The organism is Companilactobacillus suantsaicola, assembly GCF_004745525.1.
In the GTDB taxonomy this organism is placed as follows: Bacteria; Bacillota; Bacilli; order Lactobacillales; family Lactobacillaceae; genus Companilactobacillus; species Companilactobacillus suantsaicola.
Genome location: NZ_RKLY01000001.1, coordinates 75,006 through 94,553 on the forward strand (window position 1 = coordinate 75,006; position 19,548 = coordinate 94,553).

The 19,548-nt window shown below is 36.4% G+C and carries 19 protein-coding genes; 16 read left to right on the top strand and 3 right to left on the bottom strand.

Annotated features, from left to right (window positions below; genetic code table 11):
* Positions 1–12: 12 nt before the first annotated feature.
* Positions 13–597 (top strand): ribosome biogenesis GTP-binding protein YihA/YsxC, encoded by a 585-nt coding sequence (gene yihA, locus EGT49_RS00370; protein WP_135370976.1) that lies wholly within the window; start codon positions 13–15, stop codon positions 595–597.
* A 151-nt stretch (positions 598–748) separates the two neighbouring features.
* On the opposite strand, the gene EGT49_RS00375 is transcribed toward yihA, so the two are convergent.
* Complete coding sequence (locus EGT49_RS00375) at positions 749–1,327, bottom strand: histidine phosphatase family protein (RefSeq protein ID WP_135370977.1); 579 nt, start codon at positions 1,325–1,327, stop codon at positions 749–751.
* 327 nt (positions 1,328–1,654) lie between these two features.
* Between EGT49_RS00375 and tyrS the strand changes: the two genes are divergently transcribed.
* From tyrS to EGT49_RS00410, 7 genes are all read left to right on the top strand, one after another.
* A complete protein-coding gene (gene tyrS / locus EGT49_RS00380; protein WP_135370978.1) occupies positions 1,655–2,899 on the top strand; it encodes a tyrosine--tRNA ligase in 1,245 nt (414 codons plus the stop codon).
* Positions 2,900–3,160: 261 nt separating this feature from the next.
* Positions 3,161–4,057: an aspartate carbamoyltransferase catalytic subunit gene (locus EGT49_RS00385; RefSeq protein WP_135370979.1), complete on the top strand. Its 897-nt coding sequence runs from the start codon at positions 3,161–3,163 to the stop codon at positions 4,055–4,057.
* Positions 4,058–4,060: 3 nt separating this feature from the next.
* Complete coding sequence (locus EGT49_RS00390) at positions 4,061–5,329, top strand: dihydroorotase (protein WP_135370980.1); 1,269 nt, start codon at positions 4,061–4,063, stop codon at positions 5,327–5,329.
* Positions 5,330–5,341: 12 nt separating this feature from the next.
* Complete coding sequence (gene pyrF, locus EGT49_RS00395) at positions 5,342–6,034, top strand: orotidine-5'-phosphate decarboxylase (protein WP_135370981.1); 693 nt, start codon at positions 5,342–5,344, stop codon at positions 6,032–6,034.
* Positions 6,034–6,669: an orotate phosphoribosyltransferase gene (gene pyrE, locus EGT49_RS00400; protein ID WP_135370982.1), complete on the top strand. Its 636-nt coding sequence runs from the start codon at positions 6,034–6,036 to the stop codon at positions 6,667–6,669. Before pyrF ends, pyrE begins: the two co-directional genes overlap by 1 nt.
* Complete coding sequence (locus EGT49_RS00405) at positions 6,669–7,817, top strand: quinone-dependent dihydroorotate dehydrogenase (protein ID WP_135370983.1); 1,149 nt, start codon at positions 6,669–6,671, stop codon at positions 7,815–7,817. Before pyrE ends, EGT49_RS00405 begins: the two co-directional genes overlap by 1 nt.
* A 132-nt stretch (positions 7,818–7,949) precedes the next feature.
* Positions 7,950–8,783 (top strand): Cof-type HAD-IIB family hydrolase, encoded by an 834-nt coding sequence (locus tag EGT49_RS00410; protein ID WP_135370984.1) that lies wholly within the window; start codon positions 7,950–7,952, stop codon positions 8,781–8,783.
* Between the two features lies 1 nt (position 8,784).
* Here EGT49_RS00410 and EGT49_RS00415 read toward each other — a convergent pair whose 3' ends face one another.
* A complete protein-coding gene (locus EGT49_RS00415; RefSeq protein ID WP_135370985.1) occupies positions 8,785–10,374 on the bottom strand; it encodes an L-lactate permease in 1,590 nt (529 codons plus the stop codon).
* Between the two features lie 513 nt (positions 10,375–10,887).
* On the opposite strand from EGT49_RS00415, the gene EGT49_RS00420 reads away from it, so the two are divergent.
* Positions 10,888–11,238 (top strand): PadR family transcriptional regulator, encoded by a 351-nt coding sequence (locus EGT49_RS00420; protein ID WP_135370986.1) that lies wholly within the window; start codon positions 10,888–10,890, stop codon positions 11,236–11,238.
* The gene (locus EGT49_RS00425; protein WP_167849705.1) at positions 11,231–12,571 is read left to right on the top strand and encodes a DUF4097 family beta strand repeat-containing protein; all 1,341 of its coding nucleotides are present in this window, start codon (positions 11,231–11,233) and stop codon (positions 12,569–12,571) included. The genes EGT49_RS00420 and EGT49_RS00425 overlap by 8 nt, the downstream gene beginning before the upstream one ends.
* A gap of 59 nt (positions 12,572–12,630) precedes the next feature.
* Here EGT49_RS00425 and EGT49_RS00430 read toward each other — a convergent pair whose 3' ends face one another.
* The gene (locus EGT49_RS00430; protein WP_135370988.1) at positions 12,631–13,170 is read right to left on the bottom strand and encodes a hypothetical protein; all 540 of its coding nucleotides are present in this window, start codon (positions 13,168–13,170) and stop codon (positions 12,631–12,633) included.
* Between the two features lie 153 nt (positions 13,171–13,323).
* Here EGT49_RS00430 and EGT49_RS00435 point away from each other — a divergent pair, with 153 nt between their 5' ends.
* From EGT49_RS00435 to EGT49_RS00460, 6 genes are all read left to right on the top strand, one after another.
* On the top strand, positions 13,324–14,829 hold the full coding sequence (locus tag EGT49_RS00435) for a YfcC family protein (protein WP_135370989.1): 1,506 nt from the start codon (positions 13,324–13,326) through the stop codon (positions 14,827–14,829).
* Positions 14,830–14,842: 13 nt separating this feature from the next.
* Entirely contained in the window at positions 14,843–16,180 is a 1,338-nt protein-coding gene (locus tag EGT49_RS00440; RefSeq protein WP_135370990.1) for a M20 family metallopeptidase, read from the top strand.
* A gap of 175 nt (positions 16,181–16,355) precedes the next feature.
* Positions 16,356–17,660, top strand: a complete 1,305-nt coding sequence (gene aroA, locus EGT49_RS00445) for a 3-phosphoshikimate 1-carboxyvinyltransferase (protein WP_167849706.1) — start codon at positions 16,356–16,358, stop codon at positions 17,658–17,660.
* 105 nt (positions 17,661–17,765) lie between these two features.
* A complete protein-coding gene (locus EGT49_RS00450; RefSeq protein WP_135370992.1) occupies positions 17,766–18,584 on the top strand; it encodes a Cof-type HAD-IIB family hydrolase in 819 nt (272 codons plus the stop codon).
* Positions 18,585–18,808: 224 nt separating this feature from the next.
* Entirely contained in the window at positions 18,809–19,117 is a 309-nt protein-coding gene (locus EGT49_RS00455) for a PTS sugar transporter subunit IIB (RefSeq protein ID WP_135370993.1), read from the top strand.
* Between the two features lie 98 nt (positions 19,118–19,215).
* A complete protein-coding gene (locus EGT49_RS00460) occupies positions 19,216–19,548 on the top strand; it encodes a PTS lactose/cellobiose transporter subunit IIA (RefSeq protein ID WP_135370994.1) in 333 nt (110 codons plus the stop codon).

Genomic DNA, 19,548 nt, shown 5'->3' on the forward strand with positions numbered 1-19,548 from the left:
TTGAGGTGAATTATGCAGGTAAATAATGTATCGATGAATTTGAGTGCCGTAAGCTCAAAACAGTATCCAGATGAAGGATATCCCGAAATCGCCCTTCTAGGCCGTTCTAACGTCGGGAAATCATCTTTGATAAATACTCTTATTAATCGTAAAAAGTTTGCGAGAACGTCCAGTACGCCAGGTAAGACCCAAACGTTGAACTTCTACAATATCGAAGATCAACTGTATTTAGTTGACGTTCCCGGTTATGGCTTTGCTAAAGTTTCAAAAAAGCAACGTGAAGAATTCGGTGTGATGATCGAAGAGTATTTGACAACTCGCCAAGTTTTAAAGGGAGTAGTGATTTTAGTCGATGGCCGTCACAAACCAAGTGACGATGATATCTCGATGTATCAATTCGTCAGTTATTACCATATCCCAACATTGGTAGTCGCAACGAAAATGGATAAAATCAAAGGTAATCAGTGGAATAAAACCATCAGCCAAGTGAAAAAGACGATGGAGTTAAATCAAACTGATGATTTACAATTATTCAGTTCTGAAACTAAATATGGCAAAGATCAAGTTTGGGATTGGATCGAAAACCATATGAACTAAAAATTATAGTTTTTATTCTTTGATTGATGATGAATAGTAAAAAAGAAGCCCTACTAATGAATGATATTTCACTAGTAGGGTTTCTTTTTTGAATTAATAGGGCAAAAAATTCTCTATTTAATTTGTTCCAAAAGACAGCAATTTACAATATTTAGTCTTTAAAATTTACAATATCTTGAAAATGGAACTGATCATCATCGTAAGTAAATTTCAGAATACTGCAATTGCCAAAGCCAGAATCTTTAATTTTTTCAATATCGGTGAATTGGCCTGTGAAATTCATAATAGAACCAGCGTGGCTAACAATTAAGACTGATTGATTGTCTTGATTCATAATGTCGGTGATGGTCTTTCTGACCCGATCCTTATTTTGTTGAGCACTTTCACCGCCATATTGAACGAAGAAATCACCATATTGCTTGTTAAAATCAGTGATTTTGGGATTGAGATATTCATGTTCACCCTCAAATTTACCAAAAGACATCTCACGTAATCCCTTGAGTCTGGTGTAAGGCATGTCGGTAACGAGTTCTAAGGTATCGCTGGATCTTTCAGCTGTCGAACAAAAGGCAGCATCGAAGTGAATCTGATTTTTTTTAAAATATTTTTTAGCCTGTTTGGCTTGTTTGATACCCTTTTTGGTCAATGGTGAGTCACACCAACCTTGAATTTTTTCTAAAACGTTAAAAAGTGTCTGACCGTGGCGCATCAGATATAAAGTTTTTTGCATATTTTTCCCTCCATAAAAGCACTTACATTATACAATATGACCCGGATATTAAAAAACACTTGAAAAAGAATTAGTGTCTGTGTATCATCATATTTATAAATAGTTTTAAACAAGTAGTAATTTACTTCAGTGTTCAGAGAATTGACGGTTGGTGTGAGTCAAGCAGGGTAAATTATCAAATACGAAACTATCAATCGCAATCCTGTTTATAGGAATAAAGAGAGCAAGTACTTAGTACTTGAATTTGGGTGGTACCGCGCGTAAGCGTCCCTGCATATATTTGCAGGGACGCTTTTTTTATAAACAGGATCTCTAGGAGGAATAATTATGAATATAATTGACGAATTATCATGGCGTGGCTTGATCAATCAACAATCAGATGAAGAGGGTCTTCGTAAACTAGTTGATGAAAAGGCAATTTCTTTATACTGTGGAATGGATCCAACTGGAGATTCAATGCACATTGGACACTTGTTGCCATTCATGACTTTGGAAAGATTTGCTAAAGCAGGACATCATCCTTACATCGTTATTGGTGGAGCAACTGGTTCAATTGGTGATCCAAGTGGTAAAAAAGCTGAACGTCCTATGCAAACAATGGAGCAAGTTGATCATAATGTCGAAGCTTTGAGCAACCAAGCTAAGAGAATTTTTAGTAATTTCACGATGGTCAATAATTACGACTGGACTCATCAAATCGGCATTCTTGATTTCTTGCGTGATTACGGTAAATTATTCAACGTCAATACAATGTTGAACAAAGAGATCATTGCTAGTCGACTCGAAGTCGGAATTTCCTTTACTGAATTCACATACCAAATCTTGCAATCAGTAGATTTTCTAACACTATACCGCAAACATAATGTTCAATTACAAGTCGGTGGTGGTGATCAATGGGGTAATTTGACAGCTGGACTTGATTTGATTCACAAGGCAGAAGGCCCAGATACTAAAGTTTATGCGTTGACAATTCCATTATTGTTGAAAGCTGACGGAACAAAATTTGGTAAGACTGCTGGTGGCGCTGTTTGGCTTGATGCAAAGAAGACTTCACCATACGAATTTTACCAATTCTGGTTCAACCAAGATGACAAGGATGTAATCAATTTATTGAAGAAATTTACATTCCTATCACGCGACGAAATAGAAAAGCTGGCTGAATCGGTTAAGAATGAACCTGAAAAACGTCTCGCTCAAAAGACTTTGGCTCAAGAAGTAACTAAGTTTGTTCACGGAGAAGCTGCTTTAAAGACGGCCGAAAAAATTACTGAAGTCCTCTTCTCTGGTGAAATTGAGGAGTTAACAACTGCCGAAGTTGGTGAAGCTTTCCACGGTGTTCCTAGTGAAGAAATCGCTAATGAACCAATTAATTTGGTTGATTTATTGATTGCTGTAAACGTTGATAAATCAAAGCGCCAAGCTCGTGAAGACATTCAAAATGGTGCTATTAGAATCAATGGTGAACGTTTGACAGATACAACGATGGAAATCGATCCTAAAGATTCATTTGATGGCAAGTACATCGTTATTCGTCGTGGTAAGAAAAAGTACTTCTTAGCTAAAATTAAATAAAACCATTGACTGAATATGTAAAATCGTTTATATTATTTGCAACGAAAACTTTTAATCGGGTCCTGTGAGGCTTGGAAGGTTAAACACATTTAATAGCCAAAAGTGTAAACTTCCTTTCCTTGTGGGATAGGGAGTTTTTTGTTTACTTAAAAAAACTAGGGAACTTTTAAACAGATCCAGTGAGGTCTAAAAGGTTTATGGAATAAGTCTAAACTTTTTAGGGTAGCTGGAGAAGCTGCCCTTTTTAATTTGGAGAAAACAATGAAAAATATACTTTCTATGTCACAATTATCGAATCAAGATGTTCAAAATTTTATCAACTCAGCTTTAGAGTTTAAAAATGGTCGGACTTCGGATATTGGGAAAAATAAATTTGCTGTTAACATGTTTTTTGAAAACAGTACACGAACAAAATCAAGTTTCCAAGTAGCTGAAATGAAATTAGGGATGCAACAAATCGTTTTTGATGCTGGAAAATCTTCAACTAAAAAAGGTGAAAGCTTATACGATACTTGTCGGACTTTAGAAAGTGTAGGAGCTAACTTGGCAGTGATTCGTCACAGTCAGGATGAGTATTATCAAGAATTACTCAATAAAAACTTTAATATTCCTTTGATCAACGCTGGCGATGGTGCTGGTCAACACCCTTCACAGTCATTACTAGACTTGATGACGATTCAAGAACATTTTCATCGCTTAGATGGTTTGAAAGTTGCAATTATCGGTGATTTAAGTCATTCAAGAGTCGCTCATTCTGATGCAGAGATCTTGACACAACTAGGATCACAAGTTTACTTTGGCGGCTTGCAAGCTTGGTATACTTCAGAATTTCAAGCAATTGGACCACATAAGACAGTCGATGAGCTTTGTAAAGAAATGGATGTCGTCATGTTACTAAGAGTTCAACACGAAAGACTTTCGCAAGAAGAAAATGCTGAATTTTCTAAAGAGAAATATTTTGAACAATATGGATTGGATATGCGCCGGGTTAATTTGATGAAAGAAAATGCCATGATCATGCATCCCGCACCAGTTAATCGTGGAGCTGAAATTGCGGACGAAGTTGTTGAATGTGATAAGTCGTATATTTTCAAGCAGATGGTCAATGGTACCTTTATCAGAATGGCAATGATCGAAGCAGTTTTGAAGGGAGAATAAATTATGAAAACAGTAATTAAAAATGGTCAAGTTTTTTATCAAGGTTCACTTCAAAAAACTAATTTGTTGATTGAGGATGGCAAAGTAAAAGCTATCGGTTATAACGGGTCTGCGGATAAAGAAATTAACGCCCAAGATAAATTAGTGACACCTGGATTAGTTGATATTCATGTTCACTTTCGCGAGCCCGGACAAGTCCACAAAGAAACGATTGCTACTGGTACTAAAGCTTCAGCCCATGGTGGCTTTACGACCGTTGGTGCAATGCCAAATGTTACTCCCGTACCCGATGATTTAGAGAAGTTTGCCAAACAAGTTGAGTTAAATCAAAAGAATTCCCTAATCAAAACTTACCAATATGCTCCGGTTACCAAAGATGAAACTAGTGACCAAGTAGTCGACATTGAAGGCATGAAAAAAGCTGGTGCCTTTGCTTTTTCAAACGATGGTCACGGAATTATGAACGCTCAGTCAATGTATTCAGCAATGGAAAGAATTGCTAGTGTCAATAGTCATTTGGCAGCCCATGTTGAAGATAAAAATCTCTTTAACAAAGGAGTCATCAATTTTGGCTCAGCTTCACAAAGACTTGGCTTGCCAGGAATCAAACAAGTTGCGGAAACTTCTCAATTAGCGAGAGATTTAGTTTTAGCCAAAGAAACTGGCGTTCACTATCACGTTTGTCACATTTCAACTAAAGATGGCGTTGAATTAGTGCGCATGGCCAAAGATGCTGGGATCAACGTTACTTGTGAAGCGTCACCCCACCATTTGTTACTGAGCGATGCTGATATTAAAACCGACGATGCTAATTTCAAAATGAATCCTCCTTTACGAACACCAATGGATCGAGAAGCTCTTTTAGCGGGAATTGCCGACGGTACGATCGATATGATTGCAACTGATCATGCGCCACATGCAGAAAATGAAAAGAATCAAGGTTTTGAAAAGAGTGCCTTTGGTATAACCGGCATTGAAACTTCATTTCCACTGATGTACACCCACTTAGTTAAAACTGGTTTGATCAGTTTAGAGAAATTGTTGGCTTTAATGGCAACAGATCCAGCAAGAATTTTTGGTCTAAAGCAAGCTGGCAAAATTCAGATTGGTCAAGCGGCTGATTTAACTGTAATCGACTTAAATCAAGAATTTACGATTGAAAAAGCCGATTTTCTATCAAAAGGAACCAATAGTCCCTTTATCGGGCAAAAGGTTTTCGGCCAAGTGGAACAGACGTTAGTAAACGGACAAACTGTCTACGAACACAAATAATGGGGGATAAAAATGGATAAACCAGTTATAGTAGCACTAGATTATGCGGATGATTTTGAATGTATAAATTTTTTGAACCAGTTTCCTAAAAATCAGAAATTGTTTTTAAAAATAGGTCTGGAAATGTTTTGCCAATTCGGTTACCCGTTCGTAAAAAGTTTGCGTGAACGTGGTTACGAAATTTTCTTGGATTTAAAGTTGCACGATATTCCTAATACTGTCAAACGGACTTGTCAGATGATCGCCAAATGGGATGTTCAATTATTGACGATTCATGCCAGTGGTGGAGCAGAGATGATCAAAGCTGCCAAAGCTGGTTTAGCCGGTTCGAATACGAAATTATTAGCGGTGACTCAGCTGACTTCCTTAGGACAGACCGAGTTAGTCAATGAATTGAAAGTTCCTTTAAAGTCACAAGATTACGTAACTCACTTAGCTAAATTAGCTTTTGACAATGGTGCAGACGGGGTAATCTCATCCGCACTTGAAGTTCCGATGATTAAAGAAGTAACTAGTCAAGATTTCTTATGCATAACGCCAGGAATCAGGCCCAAGACTGAACAAGCAGGCGACCAAAAGAGAGTAGCGACTCCGTCTCAAGCTAGAAGTTTAGGCAGTGATGGTATTGTCGTCGGCCGTCCCATCACGCAAGCAAAAAACAGTTTGAATGCTTATATGAACATCGATAAGGAGTGGGATAAATAATGGATAAAGAAATTGCCAGAGATATTGCAAGTCAATTATTAAAAATTAAAGCGGTGACTTTAAGTCCCAAAGAACCTTTTACGTGGGCAAGTGGCATCAAATCACCAATTTATACCGATAATCGTTTGACGATTGCTTATCCAAAATTCCGTCAAACTATTGCCGATGACCTAGCAGTTTTAATCAAGGAAAAATATCCTGATGTTGAAATTATCGGCGGGGTGGCTACAGCAGGTATCCCTCACGCTACAGGGGTTGCTAATGCCTTGGGATTACCACTTAACTATGTTCGTCCTAAGAAAAAAGACCATGGTAAGAAAGGTCAAATTGAAGGTCGCTGTGAAGCTAATGATAAAGTTGTTTTGATCGATGATTTAATTTCAACCGGTGGCAGTATTTTAAAAGCAGTCGATGCGGTCAAAGAAACCGGTGCACAAGTTATCGGTACAGTGGCGATTTTTTCTTATGACTTGCCAGAAAGCAAGACCAATTTTGCCCAAAAAGATCTGCAATTATTCACTTTAACTGATTTTCCAACACTGATTGAGGTTGCTCAAGAACTTGATTATGTTGAAAAAAATGATACAGAGTTACTTCATGAATGGTACAAAAATCCCGAAGGCTGGTGTAAATAATGGATTTATATAAAGCAGTTCGTCCCTTAATTTTTAAAGTTGACCCAGAAGTTGATCATCATCTAGTAGCTAACGGGTTAAAGATGTTTAATCGCACACCACAAGTTTTAAAGACGATGTTTTTAACTAAGAAACGTGCTGATTTAAAGGTGACCGTCAAAGGAGTAACTTTTGACTCACCAATCGGTATTGCCGCTGGCTTTGACAAAAAAGCTGAATTTTACAATAGTTTGGGTGCTTTAGGTGCTGGTTTTGTAGAAATTGGTAGTGTCACAAAGCACAATCAGCCAGGAAATAAAAAGAAACGAATTTTTCGTTTGCCAGAAGATCAAGCCATTATCAACCGTATGGGCTTGAATAACTTAGGTGTTGAAGAAACAATCAAACATTTGGCTAATACGCCTAAACACACGACAATCGGTATCAGTGTTGCTCCAGGACACGGTTTAACGAGTGATGAAATGATTAATGAAATGGTCGAAGATATTCAAGAAATTCATTCTTTTGCGGACTATATTGCCTTGAATCAAAGTTGTCCTAATCAAAAGGGCGTTACAACTTTACAAGAGATTCCAGTTGCTAAAAAATTGCTTCAAAAGATTCACAACTTACACATTAAAGAACCAATCTTTTGTAAATTTGGTAATGACATTTCAGCTGAAGAATTGATCGAATTGATCAAGGAAACGGATGGTTTAATGGATGGAGTGATTTTGACTAACACAGCTTCAAATCCAAGTTCAGTTCATGATCGACTTCAATCAAGTCATCGAAATGAAGGTGGCGGATTGAGTGGTAAGCCAATTTTCATGAAGTCACTCAGTTTAACTAAAGCCATTCACCAAGCATATCCAAACTTACCAATCATGTTCTCCGGTGGTGTTTTTACTCCCGAAGATGCGACTGCAGCTTTAGAGGCGGGCGCTAGTTTGGTACAAGTTTATACTGGATTTATTTACAATGGACCGTTGTTATTAGAAAAAATTAATCAATATTTATCCAAAAATAAAATTCTTGAAAAATTAGATTATACGAATGTTTCAAAAGCCCCAGTCCGAGATGATCAAGATATTGAAATCACTGAAATTGAAGAAAATGAGAAGGTCGAACTAGATGCCAATTCAGGTGCTTCATTTCATGAGGAATAACTAAAAAATCCCATCATAGCAACTTTTGTTGTGTGATGGGATTTTTTTAGTTTTTGATGTAAAAATTTCCCGAAAGTTGTATCTTTAATTTTCAGAAAATATTACAATTAGTTTTATTTGAGGAGGAAACAAATGAGTTACAAATTAATTACCACAGATATGGATGATACGCTACTTACTACCGCTAAGGAGATATCAGAAAAGAATCAGTTGATGATCAAACAAGCTATGGAAAATGGGGTTAAAGTAGTACTTTGTTCCGGCCGTCCCCATGCCGCCATGTATGACTATGCAAAGTCCTTAGGAATCACCGGTAAAGATAATTATATGATCACAAACGGTGGTGCCATTATTGAAAATATGGAAGGCGAGATCCTTTACGAGAAAACTCTCGACAATGACTTCTACCACGAATTTGTCGCTTATGCTCGTGAACAAATATTGCCATATTGTGTTTTAGATATTCAAGGTAATACTTATACAAGCAATTTTGATTTTATTGATGAATATACGATTGACATGGCTTTTGAAAACAACCGTGGTTTATATGTAAAGGAACCGGAATCATTGCCACGTAATTTTCGAATTACCAAAGCAGTTGTAAACGGAAATGAAAACTTCTTGGATGAAATGACTGAAATTATTAAACGTCGTTTTCCAGATAAGTTCGTCGTCCGTACTGGAGTAGGTTATTTAGAAATCTTCCCCCAAAACGTCAATAAAGGTGAAGCCATCAAGGTGTTGGCTAACAGGCTCCAAATTGATTTGCAAGATGTTTTAGCGGTTGGAGATCGTGACAATGATATTTCCATGTTAAAAGTTGCCGGAAAGGCAGTTGCGATGGGAAATGCCCAAATTGGTGTTAAGGCAGTCAGTGATTTTATAACTAGCGACAATAATCACGACGGAGTTGGTTGTGCAATTGAGAAATTTGTTATCGATGATTTAGCTGTTGAATCACTTTGATTTAAATAAATAATGTAAAGTCAAAACCGACAATTCCGACGAGTAAACTGTAAAGTAAAGCCGGTAAGACAGTTTTACGCAAGATATTACCTTCTTGACCACTCAAGCCAACGACTGAACTAACTGAGACGATATTGTGAACACAGATCATATTACCGGCAGCAGCCCCAATTAATTGGGCAGCTAAAACTAGTTCTTTTGAAACATTTGCATTAACAGCAATGTCAGCTTGAATCTGTCCGAAGGTCAAAGTTGAAACAGTCGTACTTCCAGTAACGAAAGAACCTAATTGACCTAAGAATGGTGCGATAATGATCCAAATTGAAGATAAGTATTTAGAGATGATCTCTGCAATGTACATCGGCATGCTAGGTAATTTTGCTAAATTGATCTCTGAGTTAGTAAAAATTTGTACCATAATCAAAGTTACGATTAAAGCTAGGGCAGTTGATTTCATTGAAAGAACTACTTTTTTAGCAGTTGGCAAGAAACTCTTCAATGATTTAACTTGGATCAAGAGACCGATAATTACGGAGATCGTCAGCAGTGTTCCCGGTGAATAAAGAAATTCCCAATCGGAATTGATCTGTGAATAACCTAAGATATTCTGCCAAGATAAGTTAACATTTTTCACGAGAAATTCTTTTAATGGTTGGATAGTTCTAGTTGCCAATAACATTAAAATAACCACAATGTAAGGTGACCAAGCAGTCAAAAGTGACATTGAGGATTTTTCTTCAGTAACAACTTTTTTGGAAGTTGACCAAGGATTTGTGAAAACTGTTTTAGGAAGAAGAATCTTAAATTTAATCGTGATAATTGCCAAAATAATGGCACCAAATGGAGCCAGAATGGAGACAAATTCATAACTGACCACAAAAGAGATCAATAAGGCTAAGAGGCTATAAGCTAACCCGATGAGGATAGTCCAAGGAATCAAACTGAGAAAATCTTTTTGTTTGTGTTCGTCATTTTTTCCAAAAACGAAGACTAGCATGAAAACGAGGATCAAAGGCATAAAAGTTCCAGCCAGTAAATCTAATTGTGTGATTCGTTGACCAATGGCGTTGAGAAAATCTGCTTTTTCACTGACGTTACTTAAACCAACTGTCAAAGGTGTACCAACAGCTCCAAAGGAAGCAGGAGTTGAATCGGCTACAAGAGCTAGAGTAACAGCTGCCATTGGCGAAAAACCTAAGGCAATCATCAAAGGTGCTGTGACCATTGCTGGAGTTCCAAAACCCGAAACTCCTTCGATCAAGCCACCGAAAAGAAATGCGACTAAAATTAGTTGAATTCGCATATCAGCGGACAAAGTGTGAAAACCTGAATTGATTCGATCAATCGCTCCAGTGTGTTGTAAAACATTGAGCATCATCAAGGCTCCAAATAAAATCCAAAGGATCGGCAAAGCTTTGTGAATGGATTGAAAAATGGAAGCAAGTAAAACCTTAGCTGGCATTTTCCAAAATAAAAATCCCTCAATAAGCACGATCAAGGCACTGATCGACATCCCCTTTGTCGCCGGCATGTTGATTACCCCTAAAAGAATTAAAGGGAGAATCACAGCTGAGAGTGCAACAATAATCATAAGAAACTCCTTTCAAAAACATACTTTTATTATTATATAATTTTTTCCTAATGAAAATGAACAGAAAATATAAAAATATTTTATCTTTACTGAAAATAATAGTGAGATTTGGTTTTTCTGATTCGAGTATACGCATTGGTCAGCCGAAAAAACAAGGGTTGTTGTACTCCAAACTAGACTAGTCGTTTGAAATATTTCAGTCAGTTCTGAAATTGGATAGATTCCTGTTTGAATCAGTGCTTAACTGTTTTGTGGCCTGGATGTGCTGTCATTTTTGATATAAAGAATCTTATTGGTGTCGTAGTAGAATGCGACAGACTAATAAGATTCTTTTTTTCGTTATTATCTCTACTTTGAGCAGTGGTAAGTACAGTGATTATTTTAGAGATTAAACACTAATTCAGAATCGAATTATTATTTTAAAAAATAAAATACTATTTTGAATATATTACTTTGACACACATAGTAATTGGTGATACATTATTGTCATAGCAAAAAAGGTGGGGTAACGAAATGAAACCAATGATTTCTAAGGATATTATTCGTGGCCATACAACGACGATTGTGTTAAACATTTTGAGTCAAACCGACAGTTATGGTTATGAAATCGCCAAACTAGTTAAAGAGTTGAGTCAAGGAAAATACGAATTGAATGAAGCAACTCTCTATACAGTTTTTAGACGATTAGAAAAAAATGGCGATATTGAAAGCTATTGGGGCGATGAAACTCAAGGTGGACGTCGCAAGTATTACCAGATAACAACTCAAGGTAAACAAACTTTAGCTGACAATATAAAAGCCTGGAATTTTGCCAAGAAAGTAATTGATAATTTGATTTTAGGAAGGATAAATGATTATGAATGAAAAATTAAATTCACTAGTAGATGCTAAATTAGATAAAATTTTTGTAGATTATTCGGCAACCAAAGATTTAACGGAATTAAGAGAAGAAGTAGCTTCAGATCTGATTGCTTCAGCTCAAGATAAATTAAAAGATGGCAAGAGTGAAGAGGATGCTGTGGAACAAGCTTTTGCTGACTTTGGCGATATTGAGGAATTGATCAATTCAGTTCGCAACGAAGAAGATGATGGTCAAAAGGAATACCATAAAATTTTTCATGCTCATAATCTAGATGTTGATGAAGATGGTATCAAAATTGACAATGGTAAAATTTTAAATATCAATGATGACGGCATTTCTATTAACGGCGGCAAAACGATTCAAATCAATGACGATGGTATTAAATTGGGGAATATGGTTATTAATGATGAAGGTATCAGTTTCGGTAAGCATCACAAGAAATCTTTTGATAACTTCGAAGCTCATTTTGATAATACGAATTTCAACACTGAAGTCCACGTTGAATCATTACCGTTAGTTGATGAACATGAATTTGATATCACAGATTTGAAAAAAATTGTGATTTCGTATGCCAATGCCAGTTTGAAAGTTGAAGCTAGTGATGGAGAAAAAGTCAAGATTCGTGAATACATGTCACGTAATAATCCTGATTATCAAGTAAGAACTGAATTAAGTTCTGATACTTTAAAGGTCATCCAAGGAAATGTTCCCCACTTCTTGCCGCTGAAAATCAAAGTCCAGATTTTAATTCCTAAACAATTTGCAGGTGATCTACAGATCTTAAATCGCAGTGGGAATTTACAAGTTCAAGGATTAACTAATTTAAACAAAATCAATAGTGATGTTCGTAGTGGTTTAATTTACTTGAATAACATTAAGAATAATCAGTTAATGATCAATGCTAATTCGGGTAAAGTCACACTCGACAATGTATATGTTCAAGGTGCAATGGCGATTGATTCTCGCAGTGGTGTGACTGAATTAAGTTCTGTTTATAGTCCAGATTTCAATATTGAAGCACGCAGTGGCTCAATTAAAGGAGTCGATGTCTCTGGGGCCGGTAAAGTTTTGGCAAAATCAGGTACTATTAAATTGATTTTTAAAGAAATCACGGGAGATATATCCGTTGATAATAGTAGCGGCACAATTAAGATGATGATGCCAGAAAATGACTCTTATGCTTTTGATTTGGAAGCCAAGAGTGGCAGTGTCAAAATGAAACATCAAGCTGATTTTAAACATGACGTTTCCAATCTCAAAGAGGGTGTTGTCGGAAATGACCCACAATATACTTTGACCGCTCGTGCTAAGTCAGGAACAATTAAAGTTGAATAAAAAATTTGTCCACTTAAAAAAGCCCTGTAGTAATCGAAGTTTAATTACTACAGAGCTTTTTAATTTATCTTTGAATCAATTATTTTTAGAACATTACTCAAGCGAAATAAAGTATTCGAATCACGTCTTTGACTTGAAGATAAATCTAAGTCGATCGTTCCATTTTTAATTTCTAGTTCTAGATAGAAAGCTTTTCTTTTCCAAGGCAGGAGTGATTGTTTCGCTGGATTGATGGTTAAAATATCAGCTGAAGTATATTTATGATTGCCTTCAACTACATGATATTTATGGACTTGAGAAAAACTAATGAACTGAAAGTCGGTTTTATCTGGCAAGAGGACCATTTTTAAACGATCACGATAAGAATGCATCTTATAGTAAGAAATTCCGTGTTTTTCAACTTGCCAATGACCGAATAAAGTTCTCAAATTAGTTGGGTAATACCACAAGAGCATAAAACCCAGAATCAATAAAAATAGGCCCAAAGCTAATTTGAGGTTGATAGCTAAAAAAATGCTACCGACGATCAAACTAAGGAGAAAACTAACTATCAAAGGACGACGGTTAATTTTGTTACCAAATTCAATTGAATCAGTCATTTGCGTTATCCTTTCTTTAATCTATCAATATTGTAGCGGTTTGTATGCGCTATCACAAGTAGGCCTGTAGTATTTGTATGGGTTATTGATTGTATTGAGCTTTTTTTTCGTTTATTCTACAGGTATCAAATAAAGAGAAGGAAGTAATAATTAATGTCAAAAAAAGGCAAACAATGGCAAATGCCGTCTGCCTATACAATTTTATTTCTGCTGATCATTTTCGTTGCTGTCTTAACTTGGATTATTCCGGCTGGAGAGTACGCTACCACAAAAGCAGGTAATATAATTGCAGGGACTTATAAAGCTAAGGCAAGCAGTCCTCAGGGTATTTGGGATGTGTTCTTAGCACCGATCAACGGAATGGTTGGAACAAGTGAGACTGAGGGCTCGATTTCAGTATCGTTGTTTATCTTAGTAATTGGTGGATTTTTAGGCGTTGTCAATAAAACCAAAGCTTTAGATGACGGGATCAGTGCGACGGTCAAACGGTACAGTGGAAAAGAAAAGGCTTTGATTCCAATTTTAATGGCACTATTTGCTATTGGTGGATCAGCTTATGGAATGGGTGAAGAGACAATTGCCTTTTATCCCATTTTGATTCCTGTCATGATTGGGGTTGGTTATGATTCAATTACAGCCATCTCAATTGCTTTGATTGGAACACAAGTTGGATGTTTAGCATCAACTGTTAATCCGTTTGCGACTGGTGTAGCTTCACAAACATTGAATATTTCACCAGGAGATGGATTAATACCACGATTGATCTTATTGGTGATCACTACTACGATCAGTATTATTTATGTGATGCACTATGCTGATAAAATTAAAAAGGATCCTTCACAATCATATGTTTTTGATCGACGTCAAAAAGATCTTGAGGAATTCTCGATGCCTGAAAGAAACCTCGATGATAAGTTAAGCACTAGGCAAAAAGCTGTCTTATGGCTATTCGGATTAACCTTTTTGATCATGATCATTAGTTTGATTCCTTGGTCTAGTTTGAATCCTAAGTGGACATTCTTTGAAAGTTTTACTAAGTGGTTAACGAATATTCCATTCTTAGGAGCATTGATCGGTAAGGATTTAGCACCTTTAGGAACTTGGTACTTTAATGAAATTACAACTTTATTCTTATTGATGTCAGTTGTAATTATGTTTGTTTTCAGAATGAAAGAGTCAGAATTTATCGATGCCTTCATGGGTGGAATGAATGAATTTTTAAGTGTTGCAATTATCGTTGCGGTGGCACGAGGAATTCAAGTTGTGATGAATAATGGATATATTACTGCAACGGTTTTGCATGCTGGTGAAACTGGCTTACAAAGCCTATCCAGTGCTGTCTTTATTGTCTTAACTTATATTTTCTATATACCGATGTCATTTTTGATTCCATCAACTTCAGGATTAGCTGCTGCTACCATGGGTATAATGGGACCATTAGGTAAGTTTTCCGGTGTCGATGGGTCATTAGTTATCACAGCTTATCAAGCCGCTTCAGGCTGGGTCAATTTAATTACCCCAACTTCAGGAGTAGTTATGGGAGCGCTAGCAATTGGACATGTATCTATAGTAAAATGGTGGAAGTACATGTGGAAATTAATGGCGATTTTATTTGTCGTCGTTGCCGCATTCTTAGTAGTTTGTTCGATGATAAAATAGGAGGAATTTTGTTATGGAAAAATTTATCACTACCGAGATTCAAGATGAAGCAATTACAGGTTTAAAACAGATTGTGGGTGTTCCATCCTTTAATGAACCAGCTGAAGACAAAGCACCCTTTGGTAAGGGACCTAAAAAGGCCCTTGAAGAGGTCTTAAAAGTTGTTGAAAAATTAGGTTGTAAAACTTATTTAGATCCAGAAGGCTACTATGCTTATGCTGACATTGGATCAGGTGATGAGACCTTTGGTATTGTCGGCCATATGGATGAAGTACCTGCTGGAAACCTTGATGCCTGGGATACTGACCCTTATGAATTAACACAAAAGGATGGTAAGTTGTATGGTCGTGGAACTCAAGACGACAAAGGACCTACCATGGCAGCTATTTATGCGGTTAAAGCTATCTTAGATAAAGGATACAAGTTTAATAAGAAGATTCGCTTCATCTTTGGTTCAGATGAAGAGATTCTTTGGAGATGTTTGGAACAATATAACAAAAAAGAGGCTCCAATCGATTTGGGAATTTCTCCTGATGCCCAATTCCCAGTGATTTATGCTGAAAAAGGGTTACAACAATCATACTTAGTTGGACCTGGTTCTAATGAATTACATCTCAACTTGGAGAATGCCTTCAATGCTGTTCCTGGTAAGGCTGTTTACGATGGGCCTAAACAGGACGAAGTTTTTGCTGCCTTACAAAAGTATAATTTTGAAGCTGATAAGAAGGAAAATTCAATCGAGGTCCATGGTAAATCCGTTCACGCTATGAATGCTCCTCAAGGAGTTAATGCGGTAGTCAGACTGGGTATTGCTTTGAGTGACGTCTATCCTGATATTAAGGTACTGCAATTTTTCAAAAAATTTGGTGAAGATGCCAACGCAACTAATTTATTAGGTGATATTTCGGATGAGGCTTCTGGTAAATTAACTTTTAATATTTCTAGTTTAAAGATCACTGACCAAGAATCACGTGTTCAAATCGATATGCGTATTCCAGTTACAGTTGACCACGATGAATTAGTTGAAAAAGTTACTCAAGCAATCAAACCATTTGAAATGACTTACGAACATTTCGATTATCTAGAACCACTCTATGTCCCAACTGATAGTGAATTAGTCCAAACTTTAATGGCTACTTACAAGGATTTGACTGGTGATACTGACGCTAAGCCTTTGATTTCTGGTGGAGCTACTTTTGCTAGAACGATGAATAACTGTGTAGCTTTTGGTGGGATGTTACCAACGACTCCTGATTTCATGCATCAAGCTAATGAAAATTGGAGTATTGCTGATATGAGAAAAACAATGGAGATTTTTGCGGAAGCAATTTATCGTCTCTGTGTGGAATAAAAATTTAACCAGGCTGAAAAGTCTGGTTTTTGTGTATATTGATAAATTTATAATTTAATGGCTAGTTTTTTGATTTCAGGACAAAAAGTTTGTTTTATATTGCTAAATTCGGTAGCGTAACAGTTAGAACGAAACGGATCAATGAAGGAAAATCAATATTTGAGGTGTAATGAAAATGTTTGATTATAATACTCGAGCATCAAAGTTTAAGTTTCAAGGTGAAGTAATCGTACCGGGTGATAAAAGTATTGCTCACCGGGCAATTGCTTTTGGTGCGCTCGCAAACGGAGTTACACAGATCAGTAATTTTTCGTATTCAGACGATCTAACTGTTACTGCGCAAGTCTTTAAAGAATTAGGCGCCAAGATTCACACCGAGCTTAGCACTAAAGATATGATAATTAAGGGCACAGGTCATAAGTTACAATCGCTTGATCATTCGCTAAACATTGACAACGTCGGTACTTTAGAAAGTATCCTCTTAGGAATACTAACAACGAGTACTAATGAATATACGATTGCCGGTGGCGACTATTTGAGTAAGCGGCCTTTGGAGCGACTGGTTAAACTTTTAACTGCCATGGGTGGTAGTTTTCAACCAATTGGTGAAGACGCACTCCCGGTTAAGACTAAGGGTAGTCATGATTTAAAGGGAATTACTTATCAACAGGATATTTCAAGTGCTCAAATCAAAAGCGGGTTGGTTTTTGCTGGTATTTATGCTAAGACACCTACGACGATTATTAGAAAATTACCAACCCGTGATCATACGGAAGTTTTGGCTAATTTCTTCGGTGCTAATGTGGTAACGACTCCAGAAACAATTACGGTCAACCCAGCTCACACTAATTTGAAGGGGCAAAGTTTAACCATCCCCGGGGACTTTTCTTCTGCTGCCTTGTACATTGCCGGAGCACTACTTTCAGAAGGTAGTGAAATCCATCTACCTAAAGTTGGATTGAACTCAACTCGAATCGGTATGTTGAATGTTGCTAAGCAAATGGGAGCGCACATAACGGTCGAAAATTGTTCAATTAATAGTGTTGAACCCTATGGTGACTTGGTGATTCGTTCACAACAACTACACGGGACAAAAATTTCTGCTAAACAAGTTCAATTCATTATTGATGAGATTCCAATTATTGCTTTAATGGCTTCACAAGCAACTGGTACGACCGTTATTGAAGGAATTCATGACGTTCATTTGCAGTTGAGCGACCGAATTAGAAATATGCGGGTCGAATTGGCTAAATTAGGCATTGTCATGCAAGTTAATGATGATTCCATTGTAATCAAAGGTGAACAGAAGATTAAAGTTAAGGATGACGTTGACAGTCATAATGACCACCGCATTGCGATGATGCTCTGTATTGCTTCAATTTTGACAGAGACACCATTTAAGATTAAAAATATTGAATCGATTGATATCTCGTATCCTAATTTCTTGTCTGATTTGAAGAAAATTTCTGTGGCTAAATAATTTTAGGAACTGAAACAAATTTAATTATGTTTGTAAAGACTTCTTTTTTATTACCTAGTGTCGTATTATTAATGTAATCGGATTATGTAAGGGGTTACTGTATTAATGATTAAGTTTATTGGGACTGACTTAGATGGAACATTGCTGAATAGCTATAGTAAAATTTCTGCCAAAAATGTGCAGGCTATTCGGGATGCTGTCAATTCCGGAATTGTGTTTGCAATTTGCTCGGGGAGAACACTGCATTCAGTTAGTAAATATTTTACGAAAGATTTAAAAGTACCAGGCTACCGGGTCGTCTTAAATGGTGCGGTCGTGGTCAATGCTAAAAATGAAAAGGTAATTGATCGACCACTAGACTCTGAAGTTGTAGCAGAAATTCTCAGACGATCAGAATTTAGTAAGTTTAAAGTTGTTTTAGATGGGTTAAATGATACTTATATCTATGATCCTAATCATCACTGGAATACTTATTTTGAAGGGATGAGTCGCCATCACTTCAAAGCACATTCTATTCAAGAATTGATGGACATTAATAAAAAAGACTTCAGTATTTATAAAGTTTGTTTCAGTTGCCCACCAAAACGGTTACGTGAATTGCAAAAAAAATTAGAATCGTTTACCGCTTTGCCCATTACCATCAGTCGCTCTGGAAGTGACTATTTTGAGATCAATAGTCAAGATGTAACTAAATTGTCCGCATTACAACATATTTCTGAATTGGAAAAAATTCCTATGACTGACTTTATGTGTTTCGGTGATTATGGAAATGATTTAGACATGGTCAAAGAGGCTGGATACGGGGTAGCAATGGAAAATGCTATCGAAAATGTAAAAGATGTCGCCTGGAAAACAACTTTAACGAACAATCAAGATGGTGTGGCAGCAATGATTTCACGAGTCTTAAAAAAAGAATTTGACTAAGAAAACCTTTGTGGCTGTAGCAAAATATTTGTTACAGCTTTTTTGATTGTGAAAAATCAGGATGGAAATTTGTTAATCAGTATAATTTTCAAATGTTTTTTATTAAAAACATCTTGATAAATTTGGAAACTAGTTATACAATTTAATTGTTCTATGAAAGCGTTTTAAGCAAACGTTTTTAAATAAAAACAAATAAATATTTTAATTCAAAGGGGTATTTGATTATGGCTGAAAAGACAATTATGTTATGCTGTGCTGCCGGTATGTCAACAAGTTTACTAGTTTCAAAGATGCAAAAGGCTGCTGAAAGTGATGGTGTTGATGCTGAAATCTTCGCTACTGCTGCTGCCGATGCTGATGCAAAATTGGAAGAAAAACATCCTAACGTATTAATGCTTGGACCTCAAGTAAGATATCTTGAAGGACAATTCAAAGACAAGTTAAGCATTCCTGTTGAAGTTATTAATATGCAAGACTACGGAATGATGAACGGTGAAAAAGTTCTAAAACAAGCTCTATCACTAATTAAGTAATCATTTCAAATACTAAAAAAAGGGCGCATATTAGCACCCTTTTCGTTTTTTAAAAGTAAAGTAAGCGCTTAAACACATTGAGAGGGAGAATTTTTAAAATGGCTGAAGAACATGATGAACAACTAGAAACAATTATGGGATTGATTGTCAACGGAGGTAACGCTAAGAGCTCAGCTTTTGAAGCTATCAACGCTGCCAAGAAAGGTCACTTTACAGTGGCTGATCAAAAATTAAAGGAATCAGATCACTTCTTAGTTGAAGCACATAACTCACAAACAGATATGCTAACTAAAGAAGCTAATGGTGAACATGCTAAAGTTTCATTGTTAATGGTTCACTCACAAGATCACATTATGAATGCTATTACATTTAGAGATTTAGCTGGAGAAATTGTTGACTTGTACAAGAGACTTGATAAAGAAGGAGACTAA